13 protein-coding genes are annotated in these 16,343 nt (G+C 61.5%); 1 reads left to right on the top strand and 12 read right to left on the bottom strand.

What is annotated here, in order from left to right:
* Positions 1-11 precede the first annotated feature (11 nt).
* Together AC1RRC_RS07135 and AC1RRC_RS07130 are read right to left on the bottom strand one after the other, a co-directional pair.
* On the bottom strand, positions 12-1,373 hold the full coding sequence (locus AC1RRC_RS07135) for an amino acid permease (protein ID WP_493054565.1): 1,362 nt from the start codon (positions 1,371-1,373) through the stop codon (positions 12-14).
* 33 nt (positions 1,374-1,406) lie between these two features.
* Complete coding sequence (locus AC1RRC_RS07130) at positions 1,407-2,342, bottom strand: porin (protein ID WP_493054564.1); 936 nt, start codon at positions 2,340-2,342, stop codon at positions 1,407-1,409.
* Positions 2,343-2,709: 367 nt separating this feature from the next.
* Between AC1RRC_RS07130 and pdxR the strand changes: the two genes are divergently transcribed.
* Complete coding sequence (gene pdxR / locus AC1RRC_RS07125; RefSeq protein ID WP_493054563.1) at positions 2,710-4,221, top strand: MocR-like pyridoxine biosynthesis transcription factor PdxR; 1,512 nt, start codon at positions 2,710-2,712, stop codon at positions 4,219-4,221.
* An 85-nt stretch (positions 4,222-4,306) separates the two neighbouring features.
* Here pdxR and AC1RRC_RS07120 read toward each other — a convergent pair whose 3' ends face one another.
* The 10 genes from AC1RRC_RS07120 to AC1RRC_RS07075 form a co-directional block, all read right to left on the bottom strand.
* The gene (locus tag AC1RRC_RS07120; protein ID WP_493054562.1) at positions 4,307-5,527 is read right to left on the bottom strand and encodes a maltoporin; all 1,221 of its coding nucleotides are present in this window, start codon (positions 5,525-5,527) and stop codon (positions 4,307-4,309) included.
* A gap of 245 nt (positions 5,528-5,772) precedes the next feature.
* Positions 5,773-6,990 (bottom strand): ABC transporter ATP-binding protein, encoded by a 1,218-nt coding sequence (locus AC1RRC_RS07115; RefSeq protein ID WP_493054561.1) that lies wholly within the window; start codon positions 6,988-6,990, stop codon positions 5,773-5,775.
* A gap of 74 nt (positions 6,991-7,064) precedes the next feature.
* On the bottom strand, positions 7,065-8,738 hold the full coding sequence (locus AC1RRC_RS07110; protein ID WP_493054560.1) for an alpha-glucosidase family protein: 1,674 nt from the start codon (positions 8,736-8,738) through the stop codon (positions 7,065-7,067).
* A 57-nt stretch (positions 8,739-8,795) separates the two neighbouring features.
* Positions 8,796-9,635, bottom strand: coding sequence for a carbohydrate ABC transporter permease (locus tag AC1RRC_RS07105; protein ID WP_493054559.1), 840 nt, complete (start codon positions 9,633-9,635; stop codon positions 8,796-8,798).
* Between the two features lie 39 nt (positions 9,636-9,674).
* Positions 9,675-10,640: a carbohydrate ABC transporter permease gene (locus AC1RRC_RS07100; protein ID WP_493054558.1), complete on the bottom strand. Its 966-nt coding sequence runs from the start codon at positions 10,638-10,640 to the stop codon at positions 9,675-9,677.
* A gap of 43 nt (positions 10,641-10,683) precedes the next feature.
* Positions 10,684-11,976: an ABC transporter substrate-binding protein gene (locus AC1RRC_RS07095; protein WP_493054557.1), complete on the bottom strand. Its 1,293-nt coding sequence runs from the start codon at positions 11,974-11,976 to the stop codon at positions 10,684-10,686.
* A 303-nt stretch (positions 11,977-12,279) separates the two neighbouring features.
* The gene (zwf, locus tag AC1RRC_RS07090; protein ID WP_493054556.1) at positions 12,280-13,746 is read right to left on the bottom strand and encodes a glucose-6-phosphate dehydrogenase; all 1,467 of its coding nucleotides are present in this window, start codon (positions 13,744-13,746) and stop codon (positions 12,280-12,282) included.
* A gap of 51 nt (positions 13,747-13,797) precedes the next feature.
* Positions 13,798-14,856, bottom strand: a complete 1,059-nt coding sequence (locus AC1RRC_RS07085; protein WP_493054555.1) for a porin — start codon at positions 14,854-14,856, stop codon at positions 13,798-13,800.
* Between the two features lie 35 nt (positions 14,857-14,891).
* Positions 14,892-15,899, bottom strand: a complete 1,008-nt coding sequence (locus tag AC1RRC_RS07080; RefSeq protein WP_493054554.1) for a TRAP transporter substrate-binding protein — start codon at positions 15,897-15,899, stop codon at positions 14,892-14,894.
* A gap of 196 nt (positions 15,900-16,095) precedes the next feature.
* The gene (locus tag AC1RRC_RS07075; protein WP_493054553.1) at positions 16,096-16,254 is read right to left on the bottom strand and encodes a hypothetical protein; all 159 of its coding nucleotides are present in this window, start codon (positions 16,252-16,254) and stop codon (positions 16,096-16,098) included.
* Positions 16,255-16,343: the final 89 nt, after the last annotated feature.

The raw sequence follows: 16,343 nt of genomic DNA, 5'->3' as shown, positions 1-16,343 counted from the left end.
GAGTGGCGCCATTAACCCTTTTCCAGCGCGGGATTGGCCCGCGTGCACGTCACCCAGTACGTCAAGACGGAAACGCCCAGCGCCAGCAAGCTCAGGTAGAGTTGCGAGCGGGTCTCCGGGTCAAGCCCCATTTGCACCAGCAGCGCCACCATGACGCCGATGGTGGCCAGCGATAGCCACGGGAACAGCCACATCTTGACCGCGCGCGGCTGCGCCGGCGTCTTCATGCGCAAGATCACCTGCGACAAGGCAATGATGATGTACACGAACAGGATGATCGCGCCGGACGAGTTCAGCAGGAACATGAATACCGTATCCGGCGACACGTAAGCGGCCACCACGCACAGGAAACCGACCACGCTGGACACCAGGATGGCCGTCATCGGCACCCCTTTGCGATTGGTGCTGGTGAAGCTGGCCGGGGCCTGGTTATTTGCCGCCAGCACAAACAGCATGCGCGACGCCGTGTAGATGCCCGAGTTCAGGCATGACAGCACCGCGGTCAACACCACGGCATTCATGATGTGGTCTGCCCCGGGAATCCCCATGACCTTGAAGGCGCTGACAAACGGCGATGCGCCCAGCACCACGGAATCCCATGGCAAGATGGTCGCCAGCAAAAACGCCGAACCGACGTAGAACGTGCCCAGCCGGAACATCACGGAATTCGTGGCGCTCTTGATGGCCTCGGCGGGATTATCCGACTCCGCCGCGGCAATGGTGGCGATCTCCGCGCCAACCATCGAGAACACCACCACCACCACGCTGGAAAAGATGGCGCCGCCGCCATTGGGCAGCAAGCCGCCATGCGCGGCCAGGTTGCTGAAGTCCATGCCGTGGTTAGGCCACATGCCCACCACATACAAGCCGCCAAACAGCAGGAAGATCACGATGGCGATCACCTTGATGCCGGCAAACCAGAATTCAAATTCGCCAAAGGACGACACGGAAAACAGGTTGGTCGCCACCATCAGCGCCATCAAGCCAAACGCCAGCGGCCATAGCGGGACGTCGCCCAGCCAGTAAGTCAGGATTTTTGCGCCGGCCACCGCTTCAAAGCCCACCACCACGACCCAGAAATACCAGTACAGCCAGGCCACGGAAAACCCTGCCCAGCCGCCCAGCGCTTGCCGCGCGTAGTCGGCAAATGCGCCGCTCGACGGATTGGCGATCGCCATTTCACCCAGCATGCGCATGACCATCACGATCAGCAGGCCAGTCAGCGCATAGCTGAGAAATGCCGCCGGGCCGGTCGTCTTGATGACGGCGGCCGAGCCGACAAACAGGCCGCCGCCGATCACCCCGCCAATTGCAATCATGGTCAGGTGCCGTTGTTTCAGCCCTTTTTTCAATACAGGTGTTGATGAACTCATCTTCTCTCCTCGTCAGTCATGAAAATCCTTCGCTTAAAAGGTGTGGTGTAAACCCAGGTCCAGTGCGTGGCTGGCTGGTCCGCCCGCAGCGCTCCGGCGACTCACATCCGTATAAAGATCGGTGCGGGTGGACAGCGTGTGCCAATAGCCCAGCGATGCCTGTTTGCTGGCGCGCGACAATTGCGGTTTGATGTGGCCGTAGCCGAGCTTGATCGCCCCGCCCCGCACCGCAATATCCCCGCCCAGCAGCCAATTGGTTTCGTCGAAGCCAACGGCGCGCTGCAAGCGGGAGTACGAGGCCATCAGATTGGCGGTCCCGATCTTGCAGGCGCCGTTCAGACTGACGAAGCGGTCCTCATTGGTGCCGCGTTCCACGCCCACCATGGCGGCCAGTGCGCCGGCGTTGTACAGCAGCGCAACGGAATACGGGTGGGACTTCACAGTCGGCACACCATTGAGCGGCTCCCGGGTGGCGATGGAAAGGCTGAGCTGCATGCAGCGCAGCACGGGGCTCTGGTAAAACACCGCGTTCGAAAAGCGGTTGCCGGAAGAGGCAAGCGACGTATCGGACAGATAGTTGCCGGTGATCGCGTCGATCGCGCCAACGGTGCGGAAGGCAAACGGATCAAAATCCGACGCCGCGTCTTGCACGGCAGTCATATCGCGTCCCAGCCGGAGCGCGCCGAATTCGCCCGACAAGCCGACCCATGAGCGTCCCTGGAATAGCGGCCGCTGGCCATTGGCCTCGGTCGTGCCGGTGTCCGGCAAGAAGCGCGCCTCCAGGCGGAAGTTGGCGGACCAGCCATTGCCAAACGCTTCGCTGCCCTTGAACCCGAGCCGGTTAAAGTCGCCTTTGCCGACTTGCAGCGTGGTCCCGGTCTGCCTGATCAAGCCCGCATCGAGCACGCCGTAGACGGAGAGTGCCGATTGCGCGTGCGCCTGCCCCGTACAGGCGGTGAGCGCCGCCATGGCGCATACCTTCATATTCACTGGGTTCCCTTTTCATTGTTGAATCCCGGCGCCACCAGCGCATGCCGGCGCCGTCCTGCCAGGCTGCCATCGAGCGATTGCAAGGCTTGACTGATAGCGCTATCATCACTGATTGCCAGCGCCCGCTGGCGATCGGTCGCATCCGGGAATTTGTTACAGAAGTGTTACAACCAGCTTGATATTAAGGTTCAAGTGGCCAGGGAATGTAGAGCCAGTTGGAGTTTTTTCATGAGGCCACTTTGCCATGCCAAACGCATCGCAAAGTGGCCTCCATCCCATTACGCCGGACCCTGCCTGCAGGGCGCACTTGCCCACGCCGGTCCGCGTCAATTCTTATGGAGCCAGCTTGCGTATCGCGTCCGTATCGGATTTTCTTTTGCAGCGCGTGGATTGCCAGCGCAGCGTTAAAACAGTGGACCGCCCGGTCGCGGTCAACCGCCAGATTTACCGGGTGATACGGGAAGCCATCCTGTCGCAGGCACTGGCGCCGGGCCGGCAACTGCCGTCCACACGGGCGCTGGCCACGGAACTGGGCGTGTCCCGCAACACCGTCACGTTTGCCTATGACCAGTTGCTGGCCGAGGGCTTCCTGGAGTCCCGCACCGGCGCCGGCACTTTTGTTGCCGATACCGAGCCGGCGCATTTGATTCCCAGCACAATCGCGCCGCGCGATGAACAACACAGTGCGCACAGCGGCGCTCCGGCGGCGCAGTTCTTCCTGTCAAACCGGGGCGACCACCTGATTGCGCAGGCCGGTGTCTGTCAAACCCAGTGGGGCGCGTTCATGCCCGGGGTGCCCGACGTCACACAATTCCCCAACAAGATCTGGAGCCGCTTGCACAACAAGTACTGGCGCCGCTCGCGCGCCGATTTCCTCACCTATTCCAGTGGCGGAGGCTATCTGCCCTTGCGCGCCGCCATCGCCGAGTATTTGCGGGTGGCGCGCTCGGTGAATTGCCATGCCGGGCAAATCCTGATCACCAGCGGCATTCATCAATCCCTGGACTTGATTGCCCGCATGCTCACCGACAGCGGCGACCGCGCGTGGGTGGAAGATCCATGCTACTGGGGCACCCGCAGCGTGCTGCGCTCGGTCGGTGTGCAGACCGTGCCGATCCCGGTTGACGCCGAAGGCTTGCTGCTGTGCCCGGACGCCCCGCCGCCGCGCCTGATTGTCGCCACGCCGTCACATCAATACCCGCTTGGCATGGTGATGAGCCTGACGCGGCGCCGGGCTTTGCTGGAATTGGCCACCGCCCAGGGCGCCTGGGTGGTGGAAGATGACTACGATAACGAATTCCGCTATGGCAGCCGACCGCTGGCCGCGTTGCAGGGACTCGACCGGCATGAGCGCGTCCTGTATTTGGGCACCTTCAGCAAGACCCTGTTCCCGGGCTTGCGCATCGGTTACCTGGTGGTGCCGGAGCCATTGGCGCAAACCTTCGCCACGGGCCTGTCGGAGCTATACCGGTGCGGCCATTTGTACACCCAGGCGACGCTGGCCGACTTCATGGCCGAAGGCTATTACGCTTCCCACATCCGCCGCATGCGGGCCATTTACGCGGAACGCTTGCGCCTGTTGCGCGCGGCAATCACGCGCCATTTCGGCGACGGCGTGATATGTGGCGGCGAGGCGGGACTGCATCTGGTAATGGCGCTGCCCGATGGCTGTGACGACGTGGCGATTTGCGTGGCCGCCGAACGCGAGGGCGTCACGGCCAGGCCGCTGTCGCGCTATTACCAGCAGCCGGAACACGCGCGGCGTGGCCTGATGCTGGGCTACGGCAGCGTGCCCAATGAACAGATCGGCCCCGCGTTCGACGTGCTGGCCAGGGTCATCAAGCAATTCTGGCCATAGTTTCCACGCCGATGTGGCCGGCGGCGGTGTCGCCACCGCCGCCGCCGTTCCGTCACATCAACCGGCTGGTTGACGCCGCACTACGTTACCACCAGGCTTCCGTCTGGACCCCGAACGACAGGCCGCGCCGGGCAGTGCCAAATACGCCGGTGCCCGACACCGGATCGCCCGCCGCTGCGGCTTTTTGCGCCGCATCGTTCCACTTTGCGTACGTGACGAATGCACGCAACTCAGGACGCGACCAATAACCCTTGCCGGTGGTCAGTACCGGGGCAAACGAAATCTTCGTCAGGTGGCGCACGTCGCCACGCTCCGGGCGCACCGCATCATGGCCGACGTCGAGCACCAGCTTGAGGTTGCTGTTCAGCGCATAGCTCGGGCGGGCGCCTGCCGACGTCCAGGTGGTGACGCCGGTAGCGCTCCGGTTGCGCTGGTACAGCGCATTGACCGAACCGGTGACGTTGGGCGTGATTTGCCAGACCAGTTGATCGGCGATGCGGCTTTGCTGGCTGCTGGAACCGGCAAAGATGTCGCCCAGCACACCGGACTTGGCGGCCACGCCGGCGCCCCGGGCATATTGCAGCCACAGCGTATTGGCGCCGCCAAACACAGCGCCCTGGTTATGCGCCACCGACAACGCATAGCCGCCCGACGCGCCCGCGGCTTTCGCGTTGGCGTTGATCAGGGTGACGTCAACGTTCAGGGAACCGTTGCGGTTGACGGGCACGCCGTGATACAGGAATTGCTGGCGCGTGGCGGACGACGTGGCGACGCCGCCCAGGTTGTCATTGCGCAGCATGGCGTAGCCCACCCGGCCCGGCCCCAGCGGAATGCCATCGACACCGGCGCCGACACCATCCATGTTGACGAGCTGCAAGTCCAGCACGTGGATATCCGGACGGTTGTAATAGCGCTTGCCGGCCCAGGCCACGCCACCGTTCAGGAACGGCAGGTTCTTTGCCTCGATCATCATTTCAGCCAGGCCAAAGTTCTTGCCGGCGCTGGTCGAATTCGGTTCGTAGAAATTCGTCATGATGGTGCCGACAAAGCTGGCGCCACTTTCCGACTTCACCAACTCCTTGCGGTACTCGAATTCGGCGTAGGTGTCGCATTCATTGCCGAAGCGATATTTCTGGCTGGCGCCCGGCGCCTGGAAGCACGCTTGCGCGCTATTTTTGGTGGTCTTGCCCACGCCGGCGCGCAGGTAACCGTGAAATTCACCAGCCTCATCAGACGCGCAGGCATAACCCGCGCTCAACGCCAACACCACGCCCACCGACAACGTCTTATTCTTGAAGTTCTTCACAATGCATCCCCTGGTTTCTCAATATGAGAGAGTCGCTATGCCCTCTCTTTTTCTTGAGGCCGCCATTCGGCAACCTCCTTGCGCACAAATCCAAAACGTTTTGGATTTTTAGTTAAAACGCTCCCTGACTGCTTCTGCCAGCCTCCTTTTACACAGTTGGAATGGACGAGGTGGCGCCGACCGCTCTTGCCGCTAATCCAAAACGTTTTGGATTCGTGGCAAAAAAAACCGCCGGCGCCGGCGTATCAAGCCAGATGGCGCTGCCTTTTCATGGTGCTCATGGGTACCACCGGCGCCGTTGGATCCGCCGGGGCGCCGCGGCCCGCGTCCAGTGCCGGCACATAGATCATGCGGCGGCAAGCGCGGCCATCTTCCTTGAACAGATGCAGTTGATTGGCTTCCATCCTGACCATCACCACGTCGCCGATGTCCCTGGCGGTATCGCCGCTCTCGCGCACCGTGATCAACTGGTCATTGTGCAGGCGCACATACAGGTACGAAGCCTCACCGAGTTTTTCCACGAACGCCACCTGGCCATGAATCACGTTGTCGGCGTCCCTGTCTTCCGTCACCAGCGCATGTTCCGGACGGACGCCCACCTCGACCGCGGCGCCGCGCGCCAAACCCAGTGCATCGACATGGACGGTCAGCTCCTTGTCGCCCACCAGCACCGTGGCGAAATCCGCACCGATATGCTCCAGCACGCCAGGGATGAAATTCATCTTCGGTGAGCCAATGAAGCCGGCGACGAATTTGTTGACCGGGAAATGGTAGAGCTCCAGCGGCGGACCGAATTGCGCCACGCTGCCGTCGCGGATCATCGCTTCGCCCGCATTGAGCAACACGATCTTGTCAGCCAGCGTCATCGCTTCGACTTGATCGTGGGTCACATAAATCATGGTCGACGAACCGATATCCTCGTGCAGTTTGGCGATCTCCAGCCGGGTCTGCACGCGCAGCGACGCGTCCAGGTTCGACAGCGGTTCGTCAAACAGGAAGATTTCCGGCTGGCGCACGATGGTACGGCCGATGGCGACGCGCTGGCGCTGGCCGCCTGACAACTCTTTCGGCAGCCGCTCCAGCAAATGGCCCAGTTGCAGGATGCGCGCTGCTTCGCGCACTTTCTTGTCAACCGTGTCGGTGCTGGCCTTCTGGATCTTCAAGCCAAACGCCATGTTCTCGTACACCGTCATGTGGGGGTACAGTGCATAGCTCTGGAATACCATCGCCACGCCGCGGTCGGTCGGCGATTTTTCATTGACCCGAACGCCATCGAGCAGCAATTCGCCCCCGGTAATATCTTCCAGGCCGGCGACCATGCGCAGCAAGGTCGACTTGCCGCAGCCCGACGGGCCGACGAAGACGCAAAACTCGCCCTTCTTGATGGTTAAGTTGACGTCGCGGATGGTGTCGGGTGCCGAACCATACCGTTTGTGGATACCTTTAAAGACCAAATCGCCCATGACACTCTTCCTTCTGAAATTTGTTGTATTTCTAAAATTGACTGGCCGGACGTGTCTCAACACCCGGCCGCGTGCTACGCCACCCAGGCGTAGCACGCGCCCCAGCCAACCAAGTTAAGCCGCTTGTCGACCAGGTGTACCGGACCATAGCCCTGGCCGTCGCAAGCAGTGAGTACGCCCAAGCCGTCCGGCAACGGATAAGCCGCATCCGTTGCCGACAAATTGAAAGCGCACAATAGTTGTCTGCCGTCGAGCTTGCGCACAAACGCCAGTACGTTCGGATCTGCCGGCAACAGCTCGATGGCGCCATGAACCAGCACCGGCAGGGTCTTGCGCCACCGCAGGAACCTGCGGTAGTGGATCAGCACACTGTCCGGCATCTGGCGCTGGCGATCGACTGCCAGTGCGCGGTGCGACGCCGCCAGCGGCAGCCAGGTCTGGCTGCCGTCGCTAAAGCCGGCATGCACCGCCGCTGACTCCCACGGCATTGGCGTGCGGCAGCCGTCGCGGCCCTTGAAGGCCGGCCACATGGCGATGCCATACGGGTCTTGCAATTCGCCGAAGGTCAATTCAGCTTGGGGCAAGCCCAATTCATCGCCCTGATAAATACACGGGCTGCCGCGCAGTGACAGTTGCAGCGCCGCGAACAATTTCAGCGCATCCGCCGCGCCGCCCTGCTGCCCGCCGCCCCAGCGCGTGGCGACACGCACCACGTCATGATTGGACAAGACCCAGCACGCCCAGCCATCACTGCCCCGCTGTTCGAAGTCCTGCAAGACGTGATGCAAGTGCGGCGCCGAACAGGCGTCGCTGAGCAAGTCAAAGCTATAGGCGGTATGCAATTTATCGCCGTCTTGGGTGTATTGCGCCATCACGCCCAGCGAATCATCGGCGCCGATTTCACCAATGGTGGCAGTGCCGGGATAGGTATCGAGCAGCGCGCGTATCCGCTGGAGAAACGCGAGGTTTTCCGGTTGCGTCTTGTCATACTCATGCCACTGCCACGCATACGGATTGACGCTGGCGACCGCGCCATCGATGCCGGTCGGGCGACCGCGCGGCGGATTGGACCGCAGTTGGGCGTCGTGCATGTAAAAGTTCACGGTGTCGAGCCGAAAACCATCGACGCCCAACTCCAGCCAGAAGCGCAGCACTTCCAGCAACGCGTCCTGCACTGCCGGATTGCGCACGTTTAAATCGGGCTGGCTGGCGAGGAAGTTGTGCAGGTAGTACTGCTCCCGCACGGTATCCCATTGCCAGCTCGAGCCGCCAAAGATCGACAGCCAGTTATTGGGCGGACTGCCGTCCCCCCTGGCGTCGGCCCAAACGTACCAGTCCGCCTTCGGGTTGACCTTGCTGGCGCGGCTTTCCACAAACCACGCATGCTGGTCGGACGTATGGCTCAAGACCTGGTCGATCAATACCCGCAACCCCAGCCGGTGAGCATGGTCGAGCATGCGGGAAAAATCATCCAGCGTGCCGAAACTGGGATCGACGTCGGTGTAATCGCTGACGTCATAGCCAAAGTCTTTCATGGGCGACTTGAAGAAGGGGGACAGCCAGATGGCGTCCACCCCCAGCGCCGCGATATATGGCAAGCGCTGCGCGATGCCGCGCAGGTCCCCGACGCCGTCACCATTGCTATCCTGGAAGCTGCGCGGATAGATGTGGTAGACCGCACCACCACGCCACCAGTCGGCCTGCCCGGGGTCGCACGAATACTGCTTGTAAGACTTAACCTTGTTCATTGGCGCTGCTCCAAAACTCCACGCGTGCACGAAACCGCCGGCCCGATTGATGACCGCTTAACCCTTGACGGCGCCAGCGGTTAAGCCCGAGACGATTTTTCGCTGCAGGCCCAGCACCATCAAAATCAGGGGCAGCGTAACCAGCACGGATGCCGCCATCAGCTTGCCCCATGGCAGTTCTTGCGAACTGGCGCCGCCGCCGATCAGCGAAATCGCCACCGGCACGGTACGGCCGAGATCCTTGGTGACAAAGGTCAGCGCAAACAGGAATTCATTCCAGGCCGCCACGAACGCCAGCAAGCCAGTCGACACCAAGGCCGGCCACATCAAGGGCATGAACACGTCCTTGATGATTTGCCACGGCGTGCAGCCATCCATGACGGCGGCCTCTTCGAGCTCCTTCGGCAAATCGCGCATGAAGGTGGTCAATACCCAGACCGTGAACGGCAAGGTGAACAACATATACGGCAGCACCAGACCCAGCGTCTTGTTGTACAGGCCCAGCGTCTGCATCATTTCATACATGCCGGCCAGCACCGCCACCTGGGGGAACATCGACACGGCCAGGATCGCCATCAGCAACAGACCGCGGCCACGGAACTTGACACGGCCCAGCGCGTAAGCCGCCGTCACGCCGAGGAACAGCGAGACCACCACCACTGACATCGATACCATTACGGAGTTAACAATGCTCACGCCAAAGTGTTGCGTACTGTCGAACAGCGCGGCGTAGTTGGCCAGGCTGACACCGGTGTCGACCACTTCCGTGACGTCATACAGCGCGCCGCCCGTCAACAGCGAGGTCAGCATGGCGTACAACAGCGGGAACAGCGAGAACACCACCACCACCGTGACCAGGGCCCAGAAGGCGACCCGCCACCAAATATTTTTCACCACAATAGTTCTCCTACGATCGGCAAATGCGGATCACTTAACTTAACCTTCGGCATCGGTTCGGCTGAACCGCATGTACAAGATGGTGCACAGCGCGATCACCAGGAACAGCACGGTCGACGCCGCGGAACCTTCGCCGACATAGCCGTTGGAAATCATTTTTTCGCGCACGAATCCCGACATGCTGATGGTGCTGTCATTGGTGCCGGTCAGGATGTAGATCACGTCGAATACGCGCAGCGCATCGAGCAGGCGGAAGATGATGGCGACCATCAGCGCCGGCTTGATCAGCGGCAGCGTGACCTTGAAAAACACCCGCACCGGATGGATACCGTCGACTTGCGCCGCTTCGTAGCAATCCTTTGGCAGCATTTGCAGGGCGGCCAGGATCAGCAGCGCCATGAACGGCGTGGTTTTCCAGACGTCGACCAGCAGCACGCAAAACATCGGGAAGTCCGTGGTGAAGGCGATCCTGTCATAGCCCAGCGCCGCCAGCGCCACGTTGAAGATGCCGTATTGCTCTTGCAGCATCCAGTCCCACATCTTGGCCGACACGATGGTGGGAATCGCCCACGGCACCAGCACGGCAGTACGCACCAGGCCGCGCCCTTTGAACTCGGCGTTGAGCACCAGCGCCACAGCCATGCCAAAGATGGTTTCCAGGGTCACGGAACAGACCGAGAAAAACAGCGTGTTCTTGACGGCGGCAGCCCATTGCGGTTCCACCAGGTGGCCCTGGTTGAAGAACAGGCCGAAGTCGCCAATATAGTTTTCCAGCCCGACGAACTTCACCCCCGGCCCGTTCAACTGGTCCAGGTGGGCATCCGTCAGGCTCAGCCACAGGCTGCGCCCCAGCGGTTCCAGCGCCACCAGCACCAGGATAATCAGCATCGGCGCCAGGAATAGCCAGGCGCTGCGTACCCGCTGTTTGGTCAGCGCGCTTTGCGGCGCCGGACCGGGCACGGAATGGCCAGCGTTCGGCGGAGCGCTGAGTGTTGCTGTATTCATATATTGTCTCTTCCCATGAATTGGATGTGGCGCGACACCGTGCTTACCATTTGTCGCCGCGGCGGATATGGCTCAGATCGCTGTCCAGCTTCCTGACACTGGCCGCGCCTGGCGCCTTGCCGGACATGGTGGCGTACGCCGCGCCCCAGAACGCCGCCGACGTTTCGTTGTAGCGCTTGCCCGTCACGGTGGAAGGACGCGCCACGGCGTTGGTGAACACGTCATACAGCGTGCCAAAGAATGGCGCCGCTTTCAGCACGTCGGCGTCCTTGTACAACTCGGGCAGGGTCGGATTGTAGGAACCCTCGATGGCGCGGCGCTTCTGGACATCCTTGCTGGTCAGGTACATCACCAGGTCGGCCGCTTCGGCTGGATGAGTCGAGTATTTCGACACCGACAGCTGGTAGCCGCCCAGCGCTGCGGCGCTTTGGCCGTCCGCGCCACCTTTCGGCAAGGCCGCCACGCCGACTTTGTTCTTGACCTTGCTGCCCTCTTTCTGCGACAGCGACCAGGCATACGGCCAGTTACGCATGAATACCGAATTACCGTTCTGGAAGACGCCGCGCGCTTCTTCCTCGCCAAAGCTCAACACACCCTTGGGCGAGATTTTGCCGACCCAGCTGGCGCCCATGTCCAACGCCTTGGCGGCCTGTGGATTGTTGATGCTGATCTGGCCACCCGGCTCGATGACACTGCCGCCCTTGTAGCTCGAGACCCATTCCAGCGCATTGCACGTCAGGCCCTCGTACGCCTTGCCCTGGAACACATAGCCATTCATGCCTTTATTGCCGGCGGCGCGCTCGGCGTCCTGGATACGCTGCGCCGTCGCACTCATCTGCTCCCAGGTGGCCGGCACCGGTTCCTTGTATTTTTCCAGCAAGTCCTTGCGGTAGTACAGCAAGCCCGCATCGGTAAACCATGGCATCGCCAGTAATTTGCCGTCGACCGTGTTGTTGGCGACGATCGCCGGGAAATGGCTTTTTTCCACGCCCTTCGAATACGGCTTCAAGTCCAGCAAGTGTTCCCTGAGCACGCCTGGCCACACCACATCGACCATGATCACGTCGATCTCGCCCGATTGCGCGCCGAACTGCTGGCGCAGCAGCGCCAGCACGTCGGTGGTGGAATTCGGTGCGGTAAACAGCGTGACCTTGTGGCCCGTCTTGGCGGACCATTCTTCGGTCAGCTTCTTGCAGATTTCAAAATCCTGGCCGACTGAACCACAGGAAATGGTGAGGTCCGCCGCCGATACGGCGCCGGCGCCACTGATCATCAGGGCGGTTGCTGCCACTGCGCCCAAGAACTGCGATTTCTTTACAGCATTCAAAACAATCATTGCGATCTCCGTTGACCCGGCAACTTGCGGGGCCCTTCTTATTTTCAAAGTTCCAGCACGACGTTATGCGGAAACATCCTTGCGCCTAGAATGCACATATGAACATCCAAAGCGTTATGGATTCTATCCAAAGCGTTTTGGAATGTAAATAACTTTAATAACGCATTGTAAAAACACATTTTTCTGCCAGGACGACACATGATAGCGCTATCATCAACGTCCAGTGTAGGCGCTCAATGGCATTTGTACAGGCTTATTGATTTTGCGACGCAGCAAATACTATTTCTACAAGGCGGCGTCGACTTACCCTTCCACGGGCGGGCGCGGAGCCCGCCACGAGCGCTCGAACGGCAACCGCCACGTGCGTGGCGCGATCAGCTGGTGGATCGCATTCGGCCCCCAGGACCCGGGCGCGTAGAACCGCACCGGCGGCGGCGACTGCAGCAACGGCGCCGCCACCTGCCACAGCCGCTCAATCCCCTCGGCCGTGGTAAACAGCGTGCGGTCGCCGCGCGTCGCATCGAGGATCAGCCGCTCGTAGGCTTCCAGCACATCGCCGGCCAGCGCCGTGTCGTGCATCGCGAACTGCAAGCTCAACTTGTCGAGGCGCATGCCGGGTCCCGGACGCTTGCCATAGAACGACAGCGACATCCTGGACGCATCGGCCAGGTCGAAGGTCAGGTGATCGGGCCCTTGCGCGCCGATCCCGGAGCCTGCTGGAAACATGCTTTTCGGCGGCTCGCGGAACGCTATCGAAATGATGCGCTGGCCTTCGGCCAGGCGTTTCCCCGTGCGCAGGAAAAACGGCACCCCGGCCCAGCGCCAGTTATCGATCGTGCATTTCAGCGCGATATACGTTTCGGTGTCCGAGTCGCTGCGCACGCCCGGTTCTTCGCGGTAGCCCGCATACTGTCCGCGCACCACATCGGTGGGCTGGACCGGCATCATGCAGCGGAAGACCTTGTTCTTTTCTTCGCTGATCGGCGCCGGCTCCAGTGTCGTCGGCGGCTCCATCGCCACGAAGGCAAGTATCTGCAACAGGTGCGTCGCCACCATGTCGCGAAAAGCGCCGGTCTGCTCATAAAATTCCCCGCGCGCCCCCAGGCCCAGCGTCTCCGGCACATCGATCTGGATATGGTCGATAAAATTACGGTTCCAGATCGGTTCGAACAGGCCATTGGCAAAGCGGAAGGCCAGGATGTTTTGCGCCGCTTCCTTGCCCAGGTAGTGGTCGATCCGGAAAATCTGCTCTTCACGGAACACTTCGTGCAGTTGCCGGTTCAGGTGCACCGCGCTGTCCAGATCGCTGCCAAACGGTTTTTCCATGATGATGCGGGAGCGTTCGACCAGGTCCGCTTCGCCCAGCATGCGCACACACGACAAGGCGGCGCCGGGTGGCACACTGAGGTAGTACAGGCGCTGGCTTGGCTGGTCGAACATCCGTTCGGCCCGCTCGACCGCGGTGCGCAGCCCGGCCGGACCGACCGCGAGCGGCAAATAGTCCAGGCTCGGCGCAAAGGCTTGCCAGTCCGCATCCGTGAACTTGCGGGGCGAAAATTCATCCAGCGCCTCCCGGGCAACTTGGCGAAACTCATCGACACCCAGGTCATCGAGCGACACGCCGATGATCCGGCAACCGGGGGCGAAGCCGGCGCGCGACAGGTGAAACAGACCGGGCAGCAGCTTGCGCCGCGCCAGGTCGCCGGTGGCGCCAAACAGCACCACCACTTGCGGGGGCTGCGTCTCGCCCGCAACCGAATTTTTCGACATCGATCATTTCCTTTCAAACTACACAGAAGAGTCCGCAGGACGCGGGGGCGGTCAGAAACGGTGGCGCAGGCCTGCCGTGAATTGGCGGTCGCCGGTGCCGGGTTCTTCACTGTTGCCGGCCGTGTAGGCGGCGCCGTGCTGATTGACGATGCGCGCATACGAACTGTAGAGATCGGTGCGTTTCGAGAATGCATACATGTACGCAAACACCCACTGGCGCGCATCCTGGTTCAAGACGGTCTTGTCGTTCTTGGCAATCACCGTCGCGACCACAGTGCTGGCGCCCAACGGCGCCGACAGCCCCAGCAACACGGCACTGCTATCGGTCGAAGCGGTCGGCGCGGCGCCGCCAAACGACGCGGCGGTATTGTTTAACGGCGAACTGTTCAATCCCTTGTCGAGGGCGAGGCCGCCATAGGCCTTGGCCACGCCGATGTCGTAATTGGCGCCCAGCAGCAAGTTCCTGGCGTTGCCGGTGTTTTTCACGACGTCGGTATCGTTGTTGCGCACGTGGTAAGCCAGGCGCACGTTGAGCGGGCCCTGGCGATAGCCGAACGAGCCGCCGAGCGTGCGACCGGCAGCGAAGTCGCCGGCCACTTCCCCCGCCGCATACATGAAGTCGCCGGAAAATCCATTCAGCGACGGGCTGCGGTACAGGATGGAATTGCGCGCGCGGAAACCGGTGGGCGCCATCAAGTTGTTCGAACGGCCGATGCCGTTGCGCAGCGGGTCGACCACCACGTTGAGCGTGGTGAAATGCGGCGTGTCTTGCAGGCCGGCGGTGACGGCGCCGAAACGCCCGCCCAGCCCGACAATGGACGTGCGGCCAAACAGCGTGCCGCCCTGGGTCGACGTGCCCTTGTCGGCGCTGAAGCCGCCTTCAATGACAAACAGCGCGCTCACGCCGCCGCCGAGGTCTTCGCTGCCACGCAGGCCCCAGCGGCTTTGCGTCGCCATGCCGCTGGTGACCCGGGTCGCACTGCCGGCAATGCCGCCGCGGTCGAGCGATACGCCCACGTCCACCACGCCATACAGCGCCACCGAACTTTGCGCCATGGCGGCGCCGCAGCACAAGACCAAAACTGCTGCTGCAAAAGTCGTACTTTTCATCAGAGGAATCCAAAAATTGAGGGATAGACAGGCGCTTACTTGCGCAGCTTTTCCAGGCTGGACTGCAGGTTTTTGATCAACGCGACGTGACCGTCGGCAGCGAACTTGTGCATCGCACCGCGGCTCGCGTCGCGCATGCGCTCCAATTCTTTTTCACTGACGACATTGATGTGCATGCCTTTTTTCTTGAGGAATTCGACAGCTTTGCCGGCGCCGTCCCGGCTGTCCTTGCGCTCGAAGTCGCGGGCCGCCTCGGCGGACGCCTGCAAGGCCTTTTGCTCATCGGGGCTCAGCCTGTCCCACCATTTTTTGCTGGCCAACACGATCCATGGGCTGTATACGTGCCTGGTCATCGACAGGTATTTCTGCACTTCATAGAACTTGCCCGACTGGATGGTGTTGACCGGATTTTCCTGGCCGTCCACCGCGCCCGATTGCAAGGCGCCGAACAATTCCGGGAACGGCAGCGGCACCGCATGCGCGCCAAAGCTCTTGAACATATCGATGTAGACGGGGTTTTGCATGACGCGCAGCTTGATCCCTTGCAAGTCCTCGATCTTTTCGACGGGGCGTTTCGAGTTGGTCAGGTTGCGAAAGCCGTTTTCCCAATAGACCAGGCCCACCAGGCCCTTTTCGCGCAACTTGGCGTTGAGCGCCTGCCCGAACGGACCATCGAGTATCGCATCGGCTTCCTGCTCGTTGCCGAATACGAACGGCAAATCGTAGACGCCGAAATCGCTCACCATGCCCACCAGGGTGGCGGTCGACACCACCGCCATGTCCTGGTTGCCGGCCACCAGCGCCGCCTGCATCTGCGGGTCATTCCCGAGGGCGCCGCTGGCTGCCCCCTTGAGCTTGAATTTGCCCCCCGTGCGTTTCGCCAGGTCGTCCGACAGGAACTTCACGGCGCGGCCCTGGTTGCTGTCTTCGGCCAGTCCGTAGCCGAAGATGATGTTGCGCGCCTGATAGTCCGCGCCCAACGCGCCCGTGGCCACGCCCGCGAACGCGGACAGCACCAGCCACGACTTGATTAATCCCCTCATTACACGCCTCCTTGGTATTAGTAGTTATTTATCATCCAAAACGTTTTTAATGAATCTTAAACGTTTTGGATTTTGCAATCAAGAACAACAGGGGATCCACTCAGGCGCCGCGGCAGCGCCCGGCCATGCCGCCCGGCCGATGACAATGCCGGCCTCCTGCAATGCATGCACCGCGCCCGCACCGGCCAGATGGTGTTCAACGATCACGGTGCGACGACACCGGCGCAATCAGCAGGTGCATGTGCGCCTGCTCCAGCCGCGTCGACATCCCCCCGACCAGCTTGAACAGCCCCGGATCGCCCGCCGCATGCGCCGCCAGCGGGTCGATGATGCCGAACGCATTGCTGCGGCCCACGGCCAGGCTGCGCGCCAGCGGCTTGGCTTGGCATCCCTTGGGCGACGCCAGGCAAATTGGCCAGACTCTTGAGATTCATGGCATCGCAC

The organism is Pseudoduganella sp. GW821-FHT12E03 (genome assembly GCF_058807115.1).
Note: the sequence above shows the minus strand (reverse complement) of the source record. Positions and strands in the feature narration are given on the sequence as shown.